The sequence below is a fragment of the Streptomyces caelestis genome, assembly GCF_014205255.1.
In the GTDB taxonomy this organism is placed as follows: domain Bacteria; phylum Actinomycetota; class Actinomycetes; order Streptomycetales; family Streptomycetaceae; genus Streptomyces; species Streptomyces caelestis.
Genome location: NZ_JACHNE010000001.1, coordinates 8,425,737 through 8,442,413, shown reverse-complemented (window position 1 = coordinate 8,442,413; position 16,677 = coordinate 8,425,737). Strand labels below are relative to the sequence as shown.

16 protein-coding genes and 1 pseudogene are annotated in these 16,677 nt (G+C 70.1%); 3 read left to right on the top strand and 14 right to left on the bottom strand.

The annotated features are described in order from the left end of the window. Window positions 1-63 precede the first annotated feature (63 nt). The 10 genes and pseudogenes from HDA41_RS38245 to HDA41_RS38200 all read right to left on the bottom strand — a co-directional run bounded on the left by HDA41_RS38245 (window position 64) and on the right by HDA41_RS38200 (window position 9,633). Window positions 64-2,259: a xanthine dehydrogenase family protein molybdopterin-binding subunit gene (locus tag HDA41_RS38245; protein ID WP_184992311.1), complete on the bottom strand. Its 2,196-nt coding sequence runs from the start codon at window positions 2,257-2,259 to the stop codon at window positions 64-66. Continuing rightward, window positions 2,256-3,236, bottom strand: a complete 981-nt coding sequence (locus HDA41_RS38240) for an FAD binding domain-containing protein (RefSeq protein WP_184992309.1) — start codon at window positions 3,234-3,236, stop codon at window positions 2,256-2,258. The genes HDA41_RS38245 and HDA41_RS38240 overlap by 4 nt, the downstream gene beginning before the upstream one ends. A gap of 12 nt (window positions 3,237-3,248) precedes the next feature. Continuing rightward, window positions 3,249-3,869 (bottom strand): (2Fe-2S)-binding protein, encoded by a 621-nt coding sequence (locus HDA41_RS38235; RefSeq protein WP_184992307.1) that lies wholly within the window; start codon window positions 3,867-3,869, stop codon window positions 3,249-3,251. Between the two features lie 321 nt (window positions 3,870-4,190). Beyond that, window positions 4,191-4,604, bottom strand: coding sequence for a (R)-mandelonitrile lyase (locus tag HDA41_RS38230; protein ID WP_184992305.1), 414 nt, complete (start codon window positions 4,602-4,604; stop codon window positions 4,191-4,193). A gap of 36 nt (window positions 4,605-4,640) precedes the next feature. Beyond that, the gene (locus HDA41_RS38225; protein WP_184992303.1) at window positions 4,641-5,408 is read right to left on the bottom strand and encodes an SDR family NAD(P)-dependent oxidoreductase; all 768 of its coding nucleotides are present in this window, start codon (window positions 5,406-5,408) and stop codon (window positions 4,641-4,643) included. A 106-nt stretch (window positions 5,409-5,514) separates the two neighbouring features. After that, window positions 5,515-5,817: pseudogene (locus HDA41_RS38220) on the bottom strand (SDR family oxidoreductase); the annotation flags it as partial. 91 nt (window positions 5,818-5,908) lie between these two features. Then, on the bottom strand, window positions 5,909-7,165 hold the full coding sequence (locus HDA41_RS38215; RefSeq protein WP_184992299.1) for an MFS transporter: 1,257 nt from the start codon (window positions 7,163-7,165) through the stop codon (window positions 5,909-5,911). A gap of 168 nt (window positions 7,166-7,333) precedes the next feature. Then, window positions 7,334-7,681 (bottom strand): cyclophilin-like fold protein, encoded by a 348-nt coding sequence (locus HDA41_RS38210; RefSeq protein WP_184992297.1) that lies wholly within the window; start codon window positions 7,679-7,681, stop codon window positions 7,334-7,336. Window positions 7,682-7,865: 184 nt separating this feature from the next. Further along, complete coding sequence (locus HDA41_RS38205) at window positions 7,866-8,531, bottom strand: SDR family NAD(P)-dependent oxidoreductase (RefSeq protein WP_184992295.1); 666 nt, start codon at window positions 8,529-8,531, stop codon at window positions 7,866-7,868. Between the two features lie 85 nt (window positions 8,532-8,616). Next, the gene (locus tag HDA41_RS38200) at window positions 8,617-9,633 is read right to left on the bottom strand and encodes a zinc-dependent alcohol dehydrogenase family protein (RefSeq protein ID WP_184992293.1); all 1,017 of its coding nucleotides are present in this window, start codon (window positions 9,631-9,633) and stop codon (window positions 8,617-8,619) included. Window positions 9,634-9,805: 172 nt separating this feature from the next. On the opposite strand from HDA41_RS38200, the gene HDA41_RS38195 reads away from it, so the two are divergent. Both HDA41_RS38195 and HDA41_RS38190 read left to right on the top strand, forming a co-directional pair. Further along, window positions 9,806-10,687 (top strand): helix-turn-helix domain-containing protein, encoded by an 882-nt coding sequence (locus HDA41_RS38195; RefSeq protein WP_184992291.1) that lies wholly within the window; start codon window positions 9,806-9,808, stop codon window positions 10,685-10,687. Between the two features lie 155 nt (window positions 10,688-10,842). Further along, a complete protein-coding gene (locus HDA41_RS38190) occupies window positions 10,843-11,829 on the top strand; it encodes an aldo/keto reductase (RefSeq protein WP_184992289.1) in 987 nt (328 codons plus the stop codon). A gap of 214 nt (window positions 11,830-12,043) precedes the next feature. Here HDA41_RS38190 and HDA41_RS38185 read toward each other — a convergent pair whose 3' ends face one another. The 4 genes from HDA41_RS38185 to HDA41_RS38170 all read right to left on the bottom strand — a co-directional run bounded on the left by HDA41_RS38185 (window position 12,044) and on the right by HDA41_RS38170 (window position 15,439). After that, window positions 12,044-12,583, bottom strand: coding sequence for an NAD(P)H-dependent oxidoreductase (locus tag HDA41_RS38185; protein ID WP_184992287.1), 540 nt, complete (start codon window positions 12,581-12,583; stop codon window positions 12,044-12,046). Between the two features lie 90 nt (window positions 12,584-12,673). Next, complete coding sequence (locus tag HDA41_RS38180; RefSeq protein WP_184992285.1) at window positions 12,674-13,654, bottom strand: aldo/keto reductase; 981 nt, start codon at window positions 13,652-13,654, stop codon at window positions 12,674-12,676. 383 nt (window positions 13,655-14,037) lie between these two features. Next, complete coding sequence (locus HDA41_RS38175; RefSeq protein ID WP_184992283.1) at window positions 14,038-14,520, bottom strand: nitroreductase family deazaflavin-dependent oxidoreductase; 483 nt, start codon at window positions 14,518-14,520, stop codon at window positions 14,038-14,040. Between the two features lie 73 nt (window positions 14,521-14,593). Next, entirely contained in the window at window positions 14,594-15,439 is an 846-nt protein-coding gene (locus HDA41_RS38170; RefSeq protein ID WP_184992281.1) for an SDR family oxidoreductase, read from the bottom strand. A 245-nt stretch (window positions 15,440-15,684) separates the two neighbouring features. On the opposite strand from HDA41_RS38170, the gene HDA41_RS38165 reads away from it, so the two are divergent. Continuing rightward, the gene (locus HDA41_RS38165; RefSeq protein ID WP_184992279.1) at window positions 15,685-16,644 is read left to right on the top strand and encodes a helix-turn-helix domain-containing protein; all 960 of its coding nucleotides are present in this window, start codon (window positions 15,685-15,687) and stop codon (window positions 16,642-16,644) included. Window positions 16,645-16,677 lie beyond the last annotated feature (33 nt).

Genomic DNA, 16,677 nt, shown 5'->3' with positions numbered 1-16,677 from the left:
GGCCGAACGGGGCGCGGGCCGCCGGACGAGCGGTGTGCACCGCGCCGGGGCGAAGCGCACGGGTCAGAGCAACGCCTCGGCGGCGATGGGCAGTTCGCGGATGCGGCGGCCGGTGGCGTTGAAGACCGCGTTGCCGATCGCGGCCGCCACCCCCACCTGGACGACCTCGCCGAGCCCCTTGACGCCGAGCGCGTTGCCGTCGTTGTCCTCGCCGTCCAGGTAGATCGCCCTGACGTCGGGGACGTCGGCGTTGACGGGGACGAGGTAGTCGGCGAGGTTGGCGTTGACGATCCGGCCGTCGCGGTGGTCGGTGGCCGTGTGCTCAAGGAGGGCCGTGCCGATGCCGCCCACGATGCCGCCGATCGCCTGGCTGTCGGCGAGCTTGGGGTTGATGATGCGGCCCGTGTCGTACACGCCGAGCATGCGCCTGACCCGTACGAGGCCCAGGGTCGCGTCGACGGCGACCTCGGCGAAGGTGGCGTTGTAGGCGTGGTAGGAGTGCCGCTCTGGGCTGGGCGGCCCGGTGTAGGAGCCGCCCGCTTCGAGGTGGGTGCGGTTGTTGCGGGCCAGTAGCGTCCGGTACGTCTCGCCGCGGGTCGGGGTGCCCTGCACGTGCAGCCGGCCGCCGCGTACGACCACGTCGTCCGCCTTCACCCCGTACAGCGGCGACTCGCGGTCCTCGACGGCCAGCTTGATCGCCTGCTGCCGCACCTGGTTGCAGGCGTCGTGGACGGCGGTGCCGACGCTGGCCATGGTCGCGGAGCCGCCGTGCGGCGAGGTCGGCGGGTAGAGGGAGTCGCCGAGCCGGAAGGTGACCGTGCGCATGGTCAGCCCGAGGGCGTCGGCGGCGACCTGGGTCTGGGAGGTGTAGGTGCCCGGCCCCATGTCACTGGTGGCCGCCTCGACCACGGCGGTACCGTCGGCATCGAGGCGGGCCCGGGCCTGTGCGGGGTAACGCCCGGGGTCGTAGACACCGGCGGCCATACCCAGGCCGATCAGCCAGTCGCCCTCGCGCCTCGAACGTGGCCGGGCGGAGCGGCGCTGCCAGCCGAACTCGCGGGCGCCGACGGTGTAGCACTCGCGCAGCCGACGGGTGGAGAACGGCAGGTTGCTCGATTCGTCCTCGTTCGGTTCGTTGCGCCGGCGCAGCTCGATCGGGTCGACGCCCAGCTTGTGCGCGAGTTCGTCCATGGCCGACTCGATCACGAACGACGCCGAGGCGAAGCCGGGGCCACGCATCCAGATCGGGGTGTTCACGTCCAGGGGGACCGTCCGGTACGCCTGGCTGACGTTCGGCATGCTGTAGAGCATCTGCCCCGCGCCCATCACGGCCTCGGTGAACGTCTCGTACGACGAGGTCTCGGCGTCGATGTCGTGGATCGCGGCGGTCAGCCGGCCGCGCCGGTCGCTGCCGAGGCGCAGCCGGTACTCGTACGACGGCCTAAAGCCGGTGCCGAAGTACATCTGTTTGCGGCTCAGCACCAGCTTGACCGGACGCTTCGTCTCCCGCGCGGCCAGGGCGGCGACGACACTGTGCGGCCAGCAGCGCAGCCCGCTGCCGAAGCCGCCGCCGACGAACGGATTGATGACGCGCACCGACTCCGTGGGCAGGCCGAACACGGCCGCGAGCTCGTCATGCGTGCCCATCACCCACTGCGTCTTGTCCCACACGGTCAGCTTGTTGCCGTCCCAGCGGGCGATGGTGGCGTGCGGCTCCATCGGATTGTGGTGATTGCGCGCCAGTTGGTACGTCAGATCCAGCCGTACGGGAGCGTCGCGCAGGCCCGCTTCCGCATCGCCGCGCGCGTAGTTCGTCGGCTTGTCCCGCTCCCCATCGTGCAGGTCGGTCGAGGGCTGCTCGGCGTCGTACTCGACCTTGACCAGGCTCGCGCCGTGCTGCGCGGCCTCGAGGGTGGTGGCGACCACGACGGCGACCGGCTGGCCGTGGAAGAGCACCCGGTCGTCCTGGAAGACCCGCTGCCGCCGGCCCGGCGGGTTGTTCGACCCGGCGTTGTCGCGGTACGGCAGCTTCGGTGCGTTGCCGTGGTGGATCACCCGCAGCACGCCCGGCTGGGCTTCGGCGGCGCCGGTGTCGATCGATGTGATGCGGCCGCGGCCGATGCTCGCGTCCACGATGACGGCGTGCACCGCCCCGTCGACATCGAACTCGGCGGCGTACTGCGCCTTGCCCGTGACCTTCAGCCGGCCGTCCACCCGGGACAGCGGCGCACCCACGGCTGCCTGCGGCTGGGGGCTCACTTGGTACCTCCTACGATGCGCAGCTGGCGTTCGACGGTCCGCTGGAGCAACTCGACCTTGAACCGGTTGTGTTGAAGGGGACGGGCGCCTTCCGCCGCCTTGGCGGCAGCGGCCGTCCACAACGCGTCCGAGGGGCGCTCGCCGACGAGGTGCCGCTCGACGGCCGGCAGCTTCCACGGCACCGTGCCCACCCCTCCGGCGGCCACTCGTGCCTCGCGGATCACCCCGCCGCGCACATGCAGCGCTACGGCCGCCGAGTTCAGGGCGAACTCGTAGGACTGCCGGTCACGCACCTTCAGGTAACCCGACTTCAGGGGACGCGGCAACGCGGGTATCTCCACCGCGGTGATCAACTCGCCCTTCCTGAGGGCCTGTTCACGGTTCGGGGTGCTGCCCGGCCGCAACAGGAAGTCTGCGAAGGGGACCTGGCGCTCCCCGTCCGGACCCAGCAGGCGCACCTGCGCCTCAAGCGCCGCGAACGCCACGGCGACGTCGGAGGGGTGGGTGGCCACGCAGGCGTCGGAGGTGCCCAGGATGGCGTGCGTACGGTTGACGCCCTCCAGTGCCGCACAGCCGGAACCGGGCTCGCGCCTGTTGCAGTCGGCGGTCACATCACGGAAGTACGTGCACCGGGTGCGCTGCATGATGTTGCCGCCGATGGTGGCCATGTTCCGCAACTGTGCCGACGCGCTCAGCTCCAGCGCCTCGGAGATGACCGGGAACAGGGTGCGCACTTTGCGGTGGGCGGCGGCCTCGGACATGGTCACCAGCGCACCGATACGCAGCCCGCCGCGCTCGGTGACGGTGACCTCGTCCAGCGGCAGACCGCTGATGTCGACCAACGCCTCGGGGCGCTCGACGGTCTCCCGCATCAGGTCGACCAGCGTGGTGCCGCCGGCGATGTAACGCCCTCCGCGGCGACCGGCGTTGAGGGCTTCCCGCGTGTCGGACACGCGCGTGTAGGTGAAGGGATGCATGACGGCCGCTCCTTACTTCCGGGCGACGGTCTGCTCGACCGCGCGCACGATTTTCACGTAACAGCCGCAGCGGCAGATGTTGCCGCTCATCCACTCCCGGATCTCCTCCGGAGAGCCGGTGTGGCCCTCCTGGATGCAGCCGACACCGGAGACGATCTGGCCTGGGGTGCAGTACCCGCACTGGAAGGCGTCCTCGTCGATGAACGCCTGCTGCAGCGGGTGGAGTCGGTCGCCGTCGGCCAAGCCCTCGATGGTGGTGACCTCGGCGTCCTCCAGGCGAACGGCCAGTGTCAGACAGGAGTTGACCCGCTGGCCGTCGACCAGCACGGTGCACGCGCCGCAGGCCCCGGCGTTGCAGCCTTTCTTGGAGCCGGTCAGGTCGAAGTGCTCGCGCAGCAGGTCCAGCAGCGACGTGCGGTTGTCGACCGTCACGGTCCGGCGGGTGCCGTTGACCGTCAGGGACACGCGGCTGGAGGGCGGCGCCTCGGCGGCGGCCACCTCCTCCGGGGCCGCGAGGAATGATCCTCCGATCACGCCGCCCGCGACGACCGCACCACCGACCGCCGTGCTGGTGGCGATGAAGGTGCGCCGAGTGGGCGGTGGAACGGCAGACTCAGGGAGTTCAGTGGACATACGTACGCCTTCAATTCGCGGACGGATCGGCCGTACACAGCAGCGGGACGGGAGACTGGATCGTCGTCACCGCTGGGGAACCGGGCAACCGCGCACCTTGGCAGCGGAGACCGGTCACTCGGGAGTCTTGCACCACCAGCAACGCTCGTGGCAGGGAGACTTTCCTCCCCCTTTACGCTCCGTCAGGAGCGAATGGCCGACGTCATCGGGGGCACTTTCGCGCGGGATACGGCAGGGCGGAGCCGCGTCGCCCCGTTCGTGGACGCGTCCGGGGCCGTGACGTCCTGAGTCGGCCCGGCCTGCGTGATCGAGGGGCCGGGGCTACTGGTTGCGGGTGCGGGGGCCGTTGTAGTGCCGGTCGGTGACGGGCTCGGCCCAGGTGGTCTCGGGGGTGCCGTCACCGGTGCCCTCCCACAGGGCGATGTGCTCCATGAACCGGTCGGGCGTGGCGCCGTGCCAGTGTTCCTCGTTCGGCGGGCAGGCGACGGTCTCGCCGGGGTGGGCCTCGAAGACGGTGCCGTCCCGGGTGCCGATCAGGGCGATGCCGGAAACGACGTGCAGGGTCTGGCCCACAGCGTGGGAATGCCAGTTGGTGCGGGCGCCCGGCGAGAAGCGGACCAGGTTGGCGCGCATCCTGGAGGGTTCCTGGCCGGCCACGATGACGTCCCACCACACGTCGCCGGTGAACCAGTCCGCCGGGGCCTTGCTGCTGGGCTGCTGCTTGATGAATTTCATGGTGTCCCTCCAGAGTTGTTGGTGCGCGGATCGTCTCTAGCGGGCGACGTAGCCGCCGTCCACGGGGAGGGCGACGCCTACGACGAAGCCCGCTCCGGGGCTGCACAGCCACAGGACGGCCTGGGCGATCTCCTCGGCGGTGCCGAGCCGGTTGATGGGCTGGTCGGCCTCGGCCTCGGCGCGGTCGAGTTCTCCCTTGGCGATCATGTCGCTGACCATGGGTGTGTCGATGGTGCCGGGGCAGATCGCGTTGACGCGGATGCCGCGCGGGGCGTATTCGAGTGCGGCGCTGGTGGTCAGACCGATCACGCCGTGTTTGGAGGCGTGGTAGGAGGCGCGGCCGGGGAGGCCGACGAGGCCGCCGAGGGAGGAGCAGTTGACGATGGCTCCGCTGCCCTGAGCCCGCATGTGCCGCAACTCGTGCTTCATGCACGCCCACACCCCGCGCAGGTTGATGGCGTTGACGCGGTCGAACCGTTCGGCGGGTTCGTCGGCGGCGTCGCTGGGCGGGATCTGGATGCCGGCGTTGTTGTAGGCCATGTCCAGGCGACCGAAGGCCTCCACGGTGCGGTCGACCGCGACGGCGACCTGGTCCTCGTCGCTGACATCGCAGGTGAGGGCGAGGACTTGGTGGCCGGCGTCGGTGAGTTCCTTCGCGGCCGCGTCGAGGGCCGCTTCGTCGATGTCGGTGAGGGCGACCGCGGCTCCGGCCGCGGCGAACTCGCGGGCGGTCGCCAGGCCCATACCGGCGCCGGCCCCGGTGACGAGGGCGACCTGGCCGGTGAAGTCGTAGCTGGGGTTCATGTCGGGTTCTCCCTTCGAGCGTTGAGCTGTGGCAGCGCGCGTGTGGTGCCGGGCTGCTTGGCTTCCGCCTTGCTGCGGTGGCGCTGCGCCTTGCCGTGGGCCGCCGTCAGACGGTTTGGCCGCCGTCGACGACCAGGGCATGGCCGGTGGCGAAGGAGGCGGCGTCCGAACAGAGCCAGAGCACGGCGGCCGCGATCTCTTCCGGTGTGCCGAGGCGTCCGATGGGCTCGTCCGCGATCAGGGCGTCGCGTCCTCCGGGTGTGCTTTCGGCGAAGCGCCGGATCATCTCGGTGTCGATGATGCCGGGGCAGATCGCGTTGACGCGGATGTCGGATGCCGCGTAGTCGAGGGCGGTGGCACGGCCGATGCCGGAGCCGGCTCCCGTCACGAAGGCCGCCTTCCCGGTGAAGGCCGCGTTGGTCACGGTCATGGGCGGAGTCCTCTCGCTTGCGGATACGTCGTCGGGTTCGCATTCGGCAGGACGCGGATCGGGGCTTGGGTCAGTGCTGCGACGGCACCTGCGCGGGTTCGTCGCGCCGCGCGTCAGTGGGAGCGCTGCTCTGGGCCACGATCCGACCCTTGTGGGAGGCGCCGTGGACGGCGAGGGCGATCAGCGGGAGGAGGGTGAGGGCGGCGATGACGGTGCCGACCAGGGGCGGGCCGGTCAGGCCGAGGGAGGAGTCCAGGGCCATACCGGCGATCGCCGATCCGGCGGCGATGCCCGTGTTGAAGGCGGAGGTGGTCAGCGCCGAGGTGAGGGTGGGCGCGTCGCCGGCGAAGCGCATGGCGAGGGCGGTGACGACCGGGTTGACCGTGAAGCCGGTCAGGCCCATGAGGAAGACGAGCAGGGTGGCTGTCAGCGGGTTGCCGGACAGCGGGATCATCAGGAGCAGGACCAGGGCGGTGGCCGCGGCGGCCGTGATGGTGGTGACCATGGGACGCCGGTCGCCCAGGCGGCCTCCGGTGGTGGTGCCCCCCAGGGCGCCCACGCCGAAGGCGATGAGGACGAGCGGTACGGCGCCTGCGGGGATGCCGGCGCGGTCGGTCAGCAGCGGCGTGACATAGGTGTACGTCGCCAGGACACCGCCCATGATCAGCATCGCGGCGGCGAGCGCCAGCCACAGCCGGCCCTGACGCAGAGCCCGGACCTCTGCCCTGATGGACACCTCGACGCGCTGCTCCTGGGCCGGGATGAAGCGGCCGATGAACACGGCGGCGAGCCCGGAGAGGACGGCCAGGGCCCAGAAGGGGCCGCGCCAGCCGGTGAACTGGCCGGCGAAGGACCCGATCGGCACGCCGACGACGTTGGCCAGGGTCAGCCCTCCGATCATGACGCCCGTGGCGCGGGTGGCGTTGTGCGGGCCTGCGGCGGTGGTGGCGACGACGAAGCCGACGGACCAGAACGCTCCGGTGGCCAGGGCTGTCACGACGCGGGCGGCGAGGACGATCGTGAAGGAGGTACTCAGGGCGGCGACGAGGTGTCCGAGGCAGAAGACGGCCAGGGCGAGGATCAGGGTCCGGCGCTGGGGAAGACGCAGGGTCGCAAGGGCCATGGTCGGCGAGCCGATGATCATGCCGATGGCGAAGGCGGTGATCAGCAGGCCGGCGTGGGAGACGCTGACTCCGAGGTCACCGGCCAGTTCCGGCAGGAGACCGGCGACGACGAACTCGGTGGTCCCCATCAGGAACGTGCCGGCGGCGAGCACCCAGACGACGAAGGGAAGCTTGCCGGGGGTGGTCCCGGACGCGGAAGGCATAGGTGTGGTCTCTCTTTGCGTGGAATTCGGCGGATCATGGTGGCGGCTGAAGCCGTCGCGGCGGACAGTGGACGGCGCGGCCACGTCTTTCACGGTTCCACGGAGCGCACCGGCCGAAAAGGGGAGGTTCTCCTCCCCCCTTCGTGCAGGGACGAACGGTGGCGCGGGTCAGGGCGCGGCTTCGATGGTGATCTCGTCGGCGGTGGCGAGCTGCTCGGCGCCGCCGTCGGCCATGTGCCCGAGGATGACCAGGCCGGTCGCGTACGGGGCGTCGCGGTAGTAGGTGGCGAGATGGTTCCAGGGCGCGTAGTAGGCGAGATCACCGACCTGAGGGTCGGCGCCTTCCGGGGCGCCGGTGGTGGACAGCTTCCGGGGCAGATCGGCGGTCTTCTCGGCCTGGTTGAAGTCGCTCACAGACAGGGTGAGAGGGAGCTGGGCGGCGAAGTCGCGGGCGGTGGGGCTGTCGTTCAGGGTGGCGTCGAAGCGGTGGCCGTTGATGGTGAGCCGGATGTTCATGGCGGTAGTCCTAGCGGACGGTGAGGTGGTGGCCAGGGCTGTCGAAGCCTGCGGCGACGCGGGCTTCGATGAGGAGGATGGGGAGTCGTTGGTGCAGGCGGTCACAGCCAGCAGCAATGCGGCTGCCGGGACCACGCGGGCGAGAGTTCGCAGGGGCGCCGGGTTCACGAGTTCGTCCAGGGGATCAGTCAGGCAGGGGCTCGGCGTAGTGGCGGAAGCCGTCCCGCAACTGGTGGATGTCGAGCAGGCGCTCGGCCAGGACGTCGGGGCTGCTGTGCTCGGCGTCGGGCCGGATGGCTCCCGGGATGATCAGCTGCGCGACGTGGATGTTCTCCGGGACGAGCGCGTCGTGCAGCATGCGGGCGTAGGCGCTCTCGGCGGCGAAGGCGACCGAGGTGCCGGCGACCCTCGGGTTGGGGCGTACGGCGCTGGAGCCGTTGACGAACAGCAGAGTGCCGCGGCCGAGTTCGCGCATGCCGGGCAGGACGGCGTTGACCGCGGTGACCGGGCCCTTGACGGAGAAGGACAGGGGCGCGTCCAGGTCGTCGGCGCTCGTGTCGAGGACCGGCTTCATGAAGTCGGCGCGGGGCACGGGGCTGTACTGGAGAATCTCGACGGTGCCCAGGTCGGCCGCGGCTGCGTACAGGGCCGAGGTCAGGGACTCGATGTCGAGGACATCGGCCGTGTAGCCGCGCGCCTGGACGTCGTCACGGGCGAGGGTGGCCGTCAGACCGTCCAGTTTCTCCGCGTCGCGGGCGATGAGGGCGACGGTGTGGCCGGCGGCGCCGAAGCGGCGGGCGGCGGCAAGTCCGAGACCAGGTCCGGCACCGATGAGGGCGAAGGTCGTCATGGTCAGTCCTTGTGCGAGCGGGGGTGGTTGCCGGTCCTGGGGCCGCACCGCGTCGGTGCGGCCCCAGATGTGGACGCGTCTGCGCTCAGGGCTTGAGGAGGGCCTTGATGGCGCGGCGATCGTCCATCGCCTTGTAGCCCTCGGCGACCTGGTCCAGGGGCAGGGTGAGGTCGAAGACCCTGCCCGGGTTGATCCGGCCGGACAGGACCCGGTCGATCAGGTCGGGCAGGTAGCGGCGAACGGGGGCGGGGCCGCCGCGCAGACCGACGTGGGAGAAGAACAGCTCCTGGCCGTCGAAGGAGACCTCGTGCGGGACACCGACGAAGCCGACGTTGCCGCCGGGGCGGGCGGAGTGCAGGGCCTGCCGCATCGACTCGGGGTTGCCGACGCACTCCAGGACGGAGTCGGCGCCGATGCCGCCGGTGAGGTCCTTGACGCGGGCGATGCCCTCGTCGCCGCGTTCGTTGACGATGTCGGTGGCGCCGAAGTCGAGGGCGAGCTTCTGCCGGGACGCATGGCGGCTCATGGCGATGATCCGCTCGGCGCCGAGTTCCCTGGCGGCGATGACGCCACACAGGCCGACCGCTCCGTCGCCGACCACGACCGCGGTGGAGCCGGGCTTCACCTCGGCGGCCAGGGCGGCGTACCAGCCGGTGCCCATCACGTCGGACACGGCGAGCAGGCTCGGCACGACCTCGGCGTCCGGGTGCTCGTCGGTGGCGACCAGGGTGCCGTGGGCGTTGGGGATGCGGACGTAGTCGGCCTGGCAGGTGCTCATGAACTCGCGGTGCAGACAGGAGGACTGCCAGCCGTTACGGCAGTTCACGCAGGTGTTGTCCGAGGTGGCGAACGAACCGACCACGAACTGGCCCGGCCTGACGTTGGTGACCTCGCTGCCCACCTCCTCGACGATGCCGACGTACTCGTGCCCCATCGGGTGCGGGTCGCCGATGGGTTCCGCACCGCGGTAGGGCCACAGGTCCGAGCCGCACACGCAGGTGGCGACCGTACGGATCACCGCGTCGGTCGGCCGGAGGATCTTCGGGTCGTCCAGGGTCTCGAAGCGCACGTCGCCGGGGGCGTAGATGACTGCTCCGCGCATGGGGTTGCTTCCTTCGCTGCGAGGGTCGGTGTGCCGCAGCCGGGGGTCGGGACCAGCTGCTCGACATCGAGCCTCACACGGGAGGGCGGGCGCGAAAAGCGGAGGAATTCATCCCCGGATGGGAACATCCTGGGAGGAAATTGTCCCCCCTTTCCCGGGTGGAATCGGTGTCATGCTGGGAAGCATGACCGCCAACGTCCCCCTCAATGAGCTGGGAGAATTCCTCAAGAAGCGCCGCTCGGAGCTGAGCCCGCGCACGGTCGGACTACCCGAGACCGACCGGCCCCGCCGGGTGGCCGGGCTGCGCCGCGAGGAGGTCGCCCAGCTCGCCAGCATCAGCACCGACTACTACACCCGGCTCGAACAGGGCCGTATGCAGGCATCGGCACCCGTGCTGGACGTCCTCGCCCGCGTCCTCCACCTGGACGACGACGAGCGCGGCTACCTCTTCCAGCTCGCGGGCAAGACCACCACCCGCACCCGGCGGCGCGGCCGGCAGAAGGTCCAGCCGCAGCTGCAGCGGGTCCTGGACGACCTCACCGCCACGCCCGCCGTCGTGCAGGGCCGACGCGGCGACATCCTGGCCTGGAACGCGCTGGCCGCCGCGCTGGTCACCGACTTCTCCCAGGTCCCGGAAAGGCACCGCAACTACCCGCGGATCATCTTCACCGATCCGGCGATGCGCACCCTGTACGCCGACTGGGAGAGCTCCGCGCAGATCTCCGTGGCACAGCTGCGGATGGAGGCCGCGAAGTATCCCGAGGACCCCCGCCTGATCGAGCTGGTCGGTGAACTGTCCCTGCGCGACAAACAGTTCGCCCGATGGTGGGGCGAACACCACGTCGCCGCCCGCACCGTGGGCACGAAGACCCTCAACCATCCCGTCGTCGGCGAACTCGTCCTGGACTGGGACACCCTCACCGCCAACACGGACCCCGACCAGCACCTGACCGTCTGGACCGCCGCCCCCGGCTCCCCCACCCACGAACGACTGCGCATCCTCGCCTCCTGGGCCGCCGACCAACACCTGCCCGCGTCGCCACCACTCACCTGACCCCGTCGGCCGCTTCCACGACTCCGGCGACAGACGGCCGAGGGCGTTCACCGTGCCCCTCAGCTGCTCCTGCTCTCGCGCCGTGAACCGGCGCTTCCCGCGCCGGGGCCAGGCTTTCGTTCACCCTCACCTGCCACCGCGAAAGGAGCACCACGATGCACACCCGCACACTCGGTCAGGGTCTTGAGGTCTCCGCGCTCGGCCTGGGCTGCATGGGCATGTCCCAGAGCTACGGCCCCAACCCCGGAGACCGGCAGGACATGATCGGCGTGCTCCGCGCCGCCGTCGACCGCGGCATCACCTTCTTCGACACCGCCGAGGTATACGGCCCCTACGTCAACGAAGAACTCGTGGGCGAGGCGCTCGCCCCGGTGCGCGACCAGGTCGTCATCGCCACCAAGTTCGGCTGGGGCATCGAGGGCGGCACGCCGGTCGGGCTCGACAGCCGGCCTGAACAGATCAAGAAGGTCGCCGACGCGTCGTTGCGCCGGCTGCGCACGGACACGATCGACCTCTTCTATCAGCACCGGGTCGACCCCGACGTCCCCGTCGAGGACGTCGCGGGCGCGGTCGCAGAACTCGTACAGGCGGGCAAGGTACGCCACTTCGGCCTGTCCGAAGCCGCCGCGGCGACGATCCGCAGGGCCCACGCCGTCCACCCTGTGACCGCCGTGCAGAGCGAGTACTCCCTGTGGACCCGCGACCCCGAGTCCGAGGTACTGCCCACGCTCGCCGAACTCGGCATCGGATTCGTGCCGTTCAGCCCGCTCGGCAAGGGCTTCCTCACCGGCACCGTCGACACCACGACCGCGTTCACCGAAAGCGACATCCGCGCCTCCATCCCGCGGTTCGACCAGGACAACCTCGCAGCCAACCAGGCCCTGGTCGACCACGTCACCACCCTCGCCCGCGCCAGGAACGCCACCTCCGGGCAGGTCGCCCTGGCCTGGCTCCTCGCCCAGCACCCGTGGATCGCCCCGATACCCGGCACCCGCCGGATCGAACGCCTTGAGGAGAACGCCGGCTCCACCCAGGTCGCTCTGTCCGCCGACGACATGGCCGACCTCGACGCCACGGCGGCCCGCATCGGCGTGCACGGCGACCGCTACAGCGACCAGCACATGCGCCTCGTCGGCAAGTGAGACGATCGCATGCTGGGGACGTTGGTCGGACTCGGAGTCACGTGAGGACACAACCGTGACGGGTGAGGACCTCCGGGAGTCAGTGTGGAGCCGTCTGACGGCCTCCCACCGACCTCCAGGAGGTCCTGGCGTCCCACGCTGACGCGGCTGGCGAACCCACGTGCCCGTCTGCGGCAGGCACGTACGGTCGCGACGGCGTGCGGTTGAGCCGCGGTCAGGCGGCGAAGGAGGCGAGCAGTTCGTTGTACTGCTTGGCGGCGGTGGCCAGGTCCTCCTCCGAGAGGCCGAAGGCAGTGCCGTACAGCTTGACCATCGGCTGGATGTCGAACTGGCAAAGCCGCAGGGTGGCGTGCCAGTTGCTGAGGAGGGTCTCCAGGGTGGCCTGGTTCGAGCCTTCGGGGGTGTAGTGGTCGGCGGGGACGCCGGCGGTGACGGCGACGACGGCCTTCTTGCCGGCCAGCCGCGAGGCAGAGCCGTCCATGGTGAAGGCCCAGTCGAGGGTGAAGACCTTGTCCTGCCACTGCTTGAACAACGGGGTGGTGTTGTACCAGAACACCGGGTGCTGGAAGACGATCACATCGTGCTCGGCCAGCAGCGCCCGCTCGGCGTCGGCGTCGACCTGGAAGTCGGGGTAGGTGGCGTAGAGATCGTGCACGGTGACATGGGCCAGCTCGCGGACGGCGTCCACCAGCGCCGCGTTGGCCTTCGACCGGGACAGGTCGGGGTGCCCTACGACAAGGAGAACCTTGGACATGATGAGGAACCTTTTCAGTGATCAGTGAAATCGGTGAGCGGATGCGGGTCGGTCGGGTGCGACGGGTCAGCAAGTCGCCCGGGCGTCAGATCACCGGTCGATGGTGGCCATGTTCGCCTCGTTGTGGCGTTCGCCCGCGGCCGGTGTGAGGTTGTTCAGGCGGTCGAGCTGAGCCGGGGTGAGTTCGATGCCGTCGGCGGCGGTGTTCTCTTCGACGCGCGCGACTCGCCGGGTTCCGGGGATGGGGGCGATGTCGTCGCCGCGGGTCAGCAGCCACGCCAGCGCGGTCTGTGCCGGGGTGGCTCCGACCTCGGCGCCGATGGCCCGCACTTCGTCGACGATGCGCAGGTTGCGCTGGAAGTTCTCGCCGGTGAACCGCGGGTTGGTCTTGCGCCAGTCGTCGTCGGCGAAGTCGTCGACGGTGCGGATCTGCCCGGTCAACAGGCCGTGGCCGAGCGGTGAGTAGGGCACGAATCCGATGCCCAACTCGCGAAGCAGCGGGAGGATTTCGGCCTCGACGTCGCGGGTCCACAGGGAGTATTCGGTCTGTAGCGCGGCCACCGGATGCACGGCGTGTGCCCGGCGGATCGTCTCCGGACCGGCCTCGGAGAGGCCGATGTGGCGCACCTTGCCTTCGGCGACCAGTTCGGCCAGCGCGCCGACCGTTTCCTCGATGGGGGTGTTCGGGTCGACGCGGTGCTGGTAGTAGAGGTCGATGTGGTCGGTGCCGAGCCGCTTGAGTGAGCCTTCTACGGCGGTCTTCACGTTGCCGGGGCTGCTGTCGATGACGCCGGGGCCGTCTCCGGCGTGGGAGACCAGGCCGAACTTCGTCGCGATGACGACGTCGTCACGCCGGCCCTTGATGGCCCTGCCGACGAGTTCCTCGCTGTGGAAGGGGCCGTAGATCTCGGCGGTGTCGATGTGAGTGACCCCGAGGTCCAGCGCCCGGTGGATGGTGCGGATCGACTCGGCGTCATCGAGTCCCCCGCCCGTGGTGTAGGTGCCGGCCATGGTCATGGCTCCCAGTCCGATGCGAGAGACATCGAGCCCGCCCAGTGATACGTGCTTCATCAGGTACTCCTTGTCGTGACGGCCGTCAGGCCGGCCGGTGGTCGTGAGTAGTGGGGTGCGCCACCAGTTGGCGGACCGTGCTGGGGTGATCCGCGCGCTGTCGGCGCAGGCGCCGTTGCTCGGGTAGCGAGTCAGAGCCGTAGGTGCTCCCGGCGGCTTCCGACCTCGGCCGGGGCATGGTGCTCAGGCGTGGGTGTCGTCGTAGGTCAGGCTTCCGAGGACATCGATGCCGCGGTCGTCCGTGATGTGCTTCATCCAGGCAAGCCGGGCGCGCACTGGCCGACCATGGGGGATTCGAGCCGGCCGCTGCCGGGTGGGGTACGACGCTGGTGTTGCCAGGGCCAGGCGGCGGGGGATCCGCAGGCTGAACCGGCTGCGCCGGGTCAGTGGTCGTGGGCCGCCGGCTCCAGAACGAGGACGGGGATCTCGCGGTCCGTGTTCTTCTGGTACTCGGCGTAGTCGGGGAACGCCTCGACGGCTCGGGCCCACCACACGGCCTTCTCGTCCCCCGTCACCTCGCGGGCCAGCATGTCCTGGCGCACCGGGCCGTCCTGTAGCTCGACTCGGGGATCGGCGACCGCGTTGTGGTACCAGACCGGGTGCCTGGGGGCTCCTGCCATGGAGGCGACGACGGCGTAGGAGCCGTCGTGCTCCACCCTCATGACCGGGGTCTTGCGGATCTTGCCGCTCTTGGTGCCCAGGGTGGTCAGGATGACGACGGGCAGGTCCCGGAGCTTCTCGTCTTCTTCGCGTGTGACCAGGATGCTCAGCGTTGTTCCCCGCGTACCGCCGGAGCTTTCGTACAGCTCCACCTGGTCACGTACAAACTGCGCCTTGCTCGGCTCGTACTCGCCTTTGAGGGGCATGCTGACTCTCTCCATGCTGTCGAAACGCACCCGGCGCGGCCCTGCGCCCCAGCCGGGATTCGGGGCGTGGTGCTCAGGCGCGGGCGTCGTCGTAGGCCAGGCTGCCGCCCAGTTCGCGGGAGGCCTCGGCCTGGGCGAGGAGCTCCTGCGCCTTGGCCTCGGCGGCCTCGATAGCGTCGGCGCCCGCGACGAAGCGCAGCAGTGGCTTCTCCTGGCCGGCGATGGTCAGCAGGGCGCGGGCGAGCTTGGCGGGATCGCCGGGCTGCTTCCCGTTCATGCCCTTCATGCCCTCGATCCTCGGGGCGGTGCGCGGGGCGTAGTCGTCGATGGACAGCTCTGGCCAGGTGGTGGAGCCGTCCACGAGGAGTTCGGTGCGGAAGTAGCCAGGCTCCACGATCGTGGTGTGGATGTTGTACGGCTCGACGTCGTAGCGCAGGGACTCCATCCAGCCCTCTTCCGCGAACTTGGAGGCGGCGTAGGCGGAGGTGAACTCCATGCCGACCAGCCCGGCGGTCGAGGTGATGGTGATGACGTGGCCGGAGCGCTGTGCTCGCATGTGGGGAAGGACGGCGCGGGTGACGTTCATCGGGCCGAAGAGGTTCGTCTCGAACTGCCGGCGCATCTGCGCGGGCGAGATCTCCTCGAAGTAGCCGGTGAAGAGGTTCCCGGCGTTGTTGATCAGAACGTCGATGCGGCCGAAGCGGTCGACGGCGGCCTGCGCGGCGGCCTCGGCGTCCTCCAGGCTGGTGACGTCGAGCCTGGTGACCAGCAGATTCTCCTGCGGCCCGCCGAGGGTCTTTTCGACCTCTTCGGGGCGGCGGCCGGTGGCGACGACCCGGTGGCCTGCGGCGAGGGCCTCGCGGGCGATGTCCGTGCCCAGACCGCGACCGGCACCGGTGACGAGAATGACCTTGCTCATGAGGGGTTTCCTTTCAGGCGCCGTGATCCGGCACCCGCTGTGTACGGGGTGACGCATGCAGCGCCGACAGCGCCGCGGAGGGGGCTTGGCCCGGCGGCACGAGCGCCGTCCGTCCGGACGGTTCAGCCCGCCGTGGGCGGTGCACCACCAAGAAAACCGGCTGCCACGTGAGGGTGGGAGTCCCTGATGAGGGGGTCACTGACAGGGACCCCCAACCCGGCGGAAGCGCTCGTAGAGTGAAGCGCATGGCAGGAAGAAACGACCCGCATGGCGGCAACCGCGACATCCGTGATGACTTCCGCGCTGAGATCCGGGAATTCCTGGGCACGCGACGGGCCAGGGTCACCCCCGAGCAGGCCGGACTGCCCCTGTACGGCGGAGAGCGCCGACGGGTCACCGGGCTGCGCCGCGAGGAGGTCGCCCTCCTCGCGGGCATCTCCAGCGAGTACTACACCCGGCTGGAGCGCGGCAACGCCACCGGAGTCTCCGAGAGCGTCATCGAAGGCATCGCTCAAGCACTTCAACTCGACGAGGCCGAACGCATCCACCTGCTCGACCTCCTGCGCGGCGCCGGCACGACCCGCCCGCCACGCCGCCGGCCGGCCCAGCAGCGGGTCCGGCCCGCGGTGCAGCGCGTCCTCGACTCGATGGCCGGCACACCCGCGTTCATCCTCAGCGGACGCGGGGACATCCTGGCCGCCAACCCCCTCGGGCGCGCCCTGTTCTCCCCCGTCTACGCCGACCCGCTACGGCCGCCGAACAACGCCCGGTTCGTCTTTCTCAGCCCGCACGCGACCGAGTTCTTCCGCCACTGGGACGAAGTCGCCAACGACACGGTCGCCATGCTGCGCGCCGAGGCCGGCCGCGACCTCTACGACCGGCGGCTGACGGACCTTATCGGGGAGCTGTCAACCCGCAGCGAAGAATTCCGCCGCCGCTGGGCGGCCCACAACGTCCGCATGCACACCACCGGCGTGAAGCTCCTCCACCACCCGGTCGTCGGCGACCTCGACCTGCCCTTCGAAACCTTCCCGCTCCCCGACGGCCCCAGCCAGTTCCTCCTCACCTACACCGCCGAGCCCGCCTCACCCACGCAGGACGCCCTGAACCTGCTGGCCAGCTGGGCCGCGACCAACAACGACATCGAGCGGTCCACATCGGCCAACGAATCCGAGCCGGCCGACTCGGCCGAGACACCCGACTGACCGACGAGCCACTCGGGCGACAAAAAGAGCTGT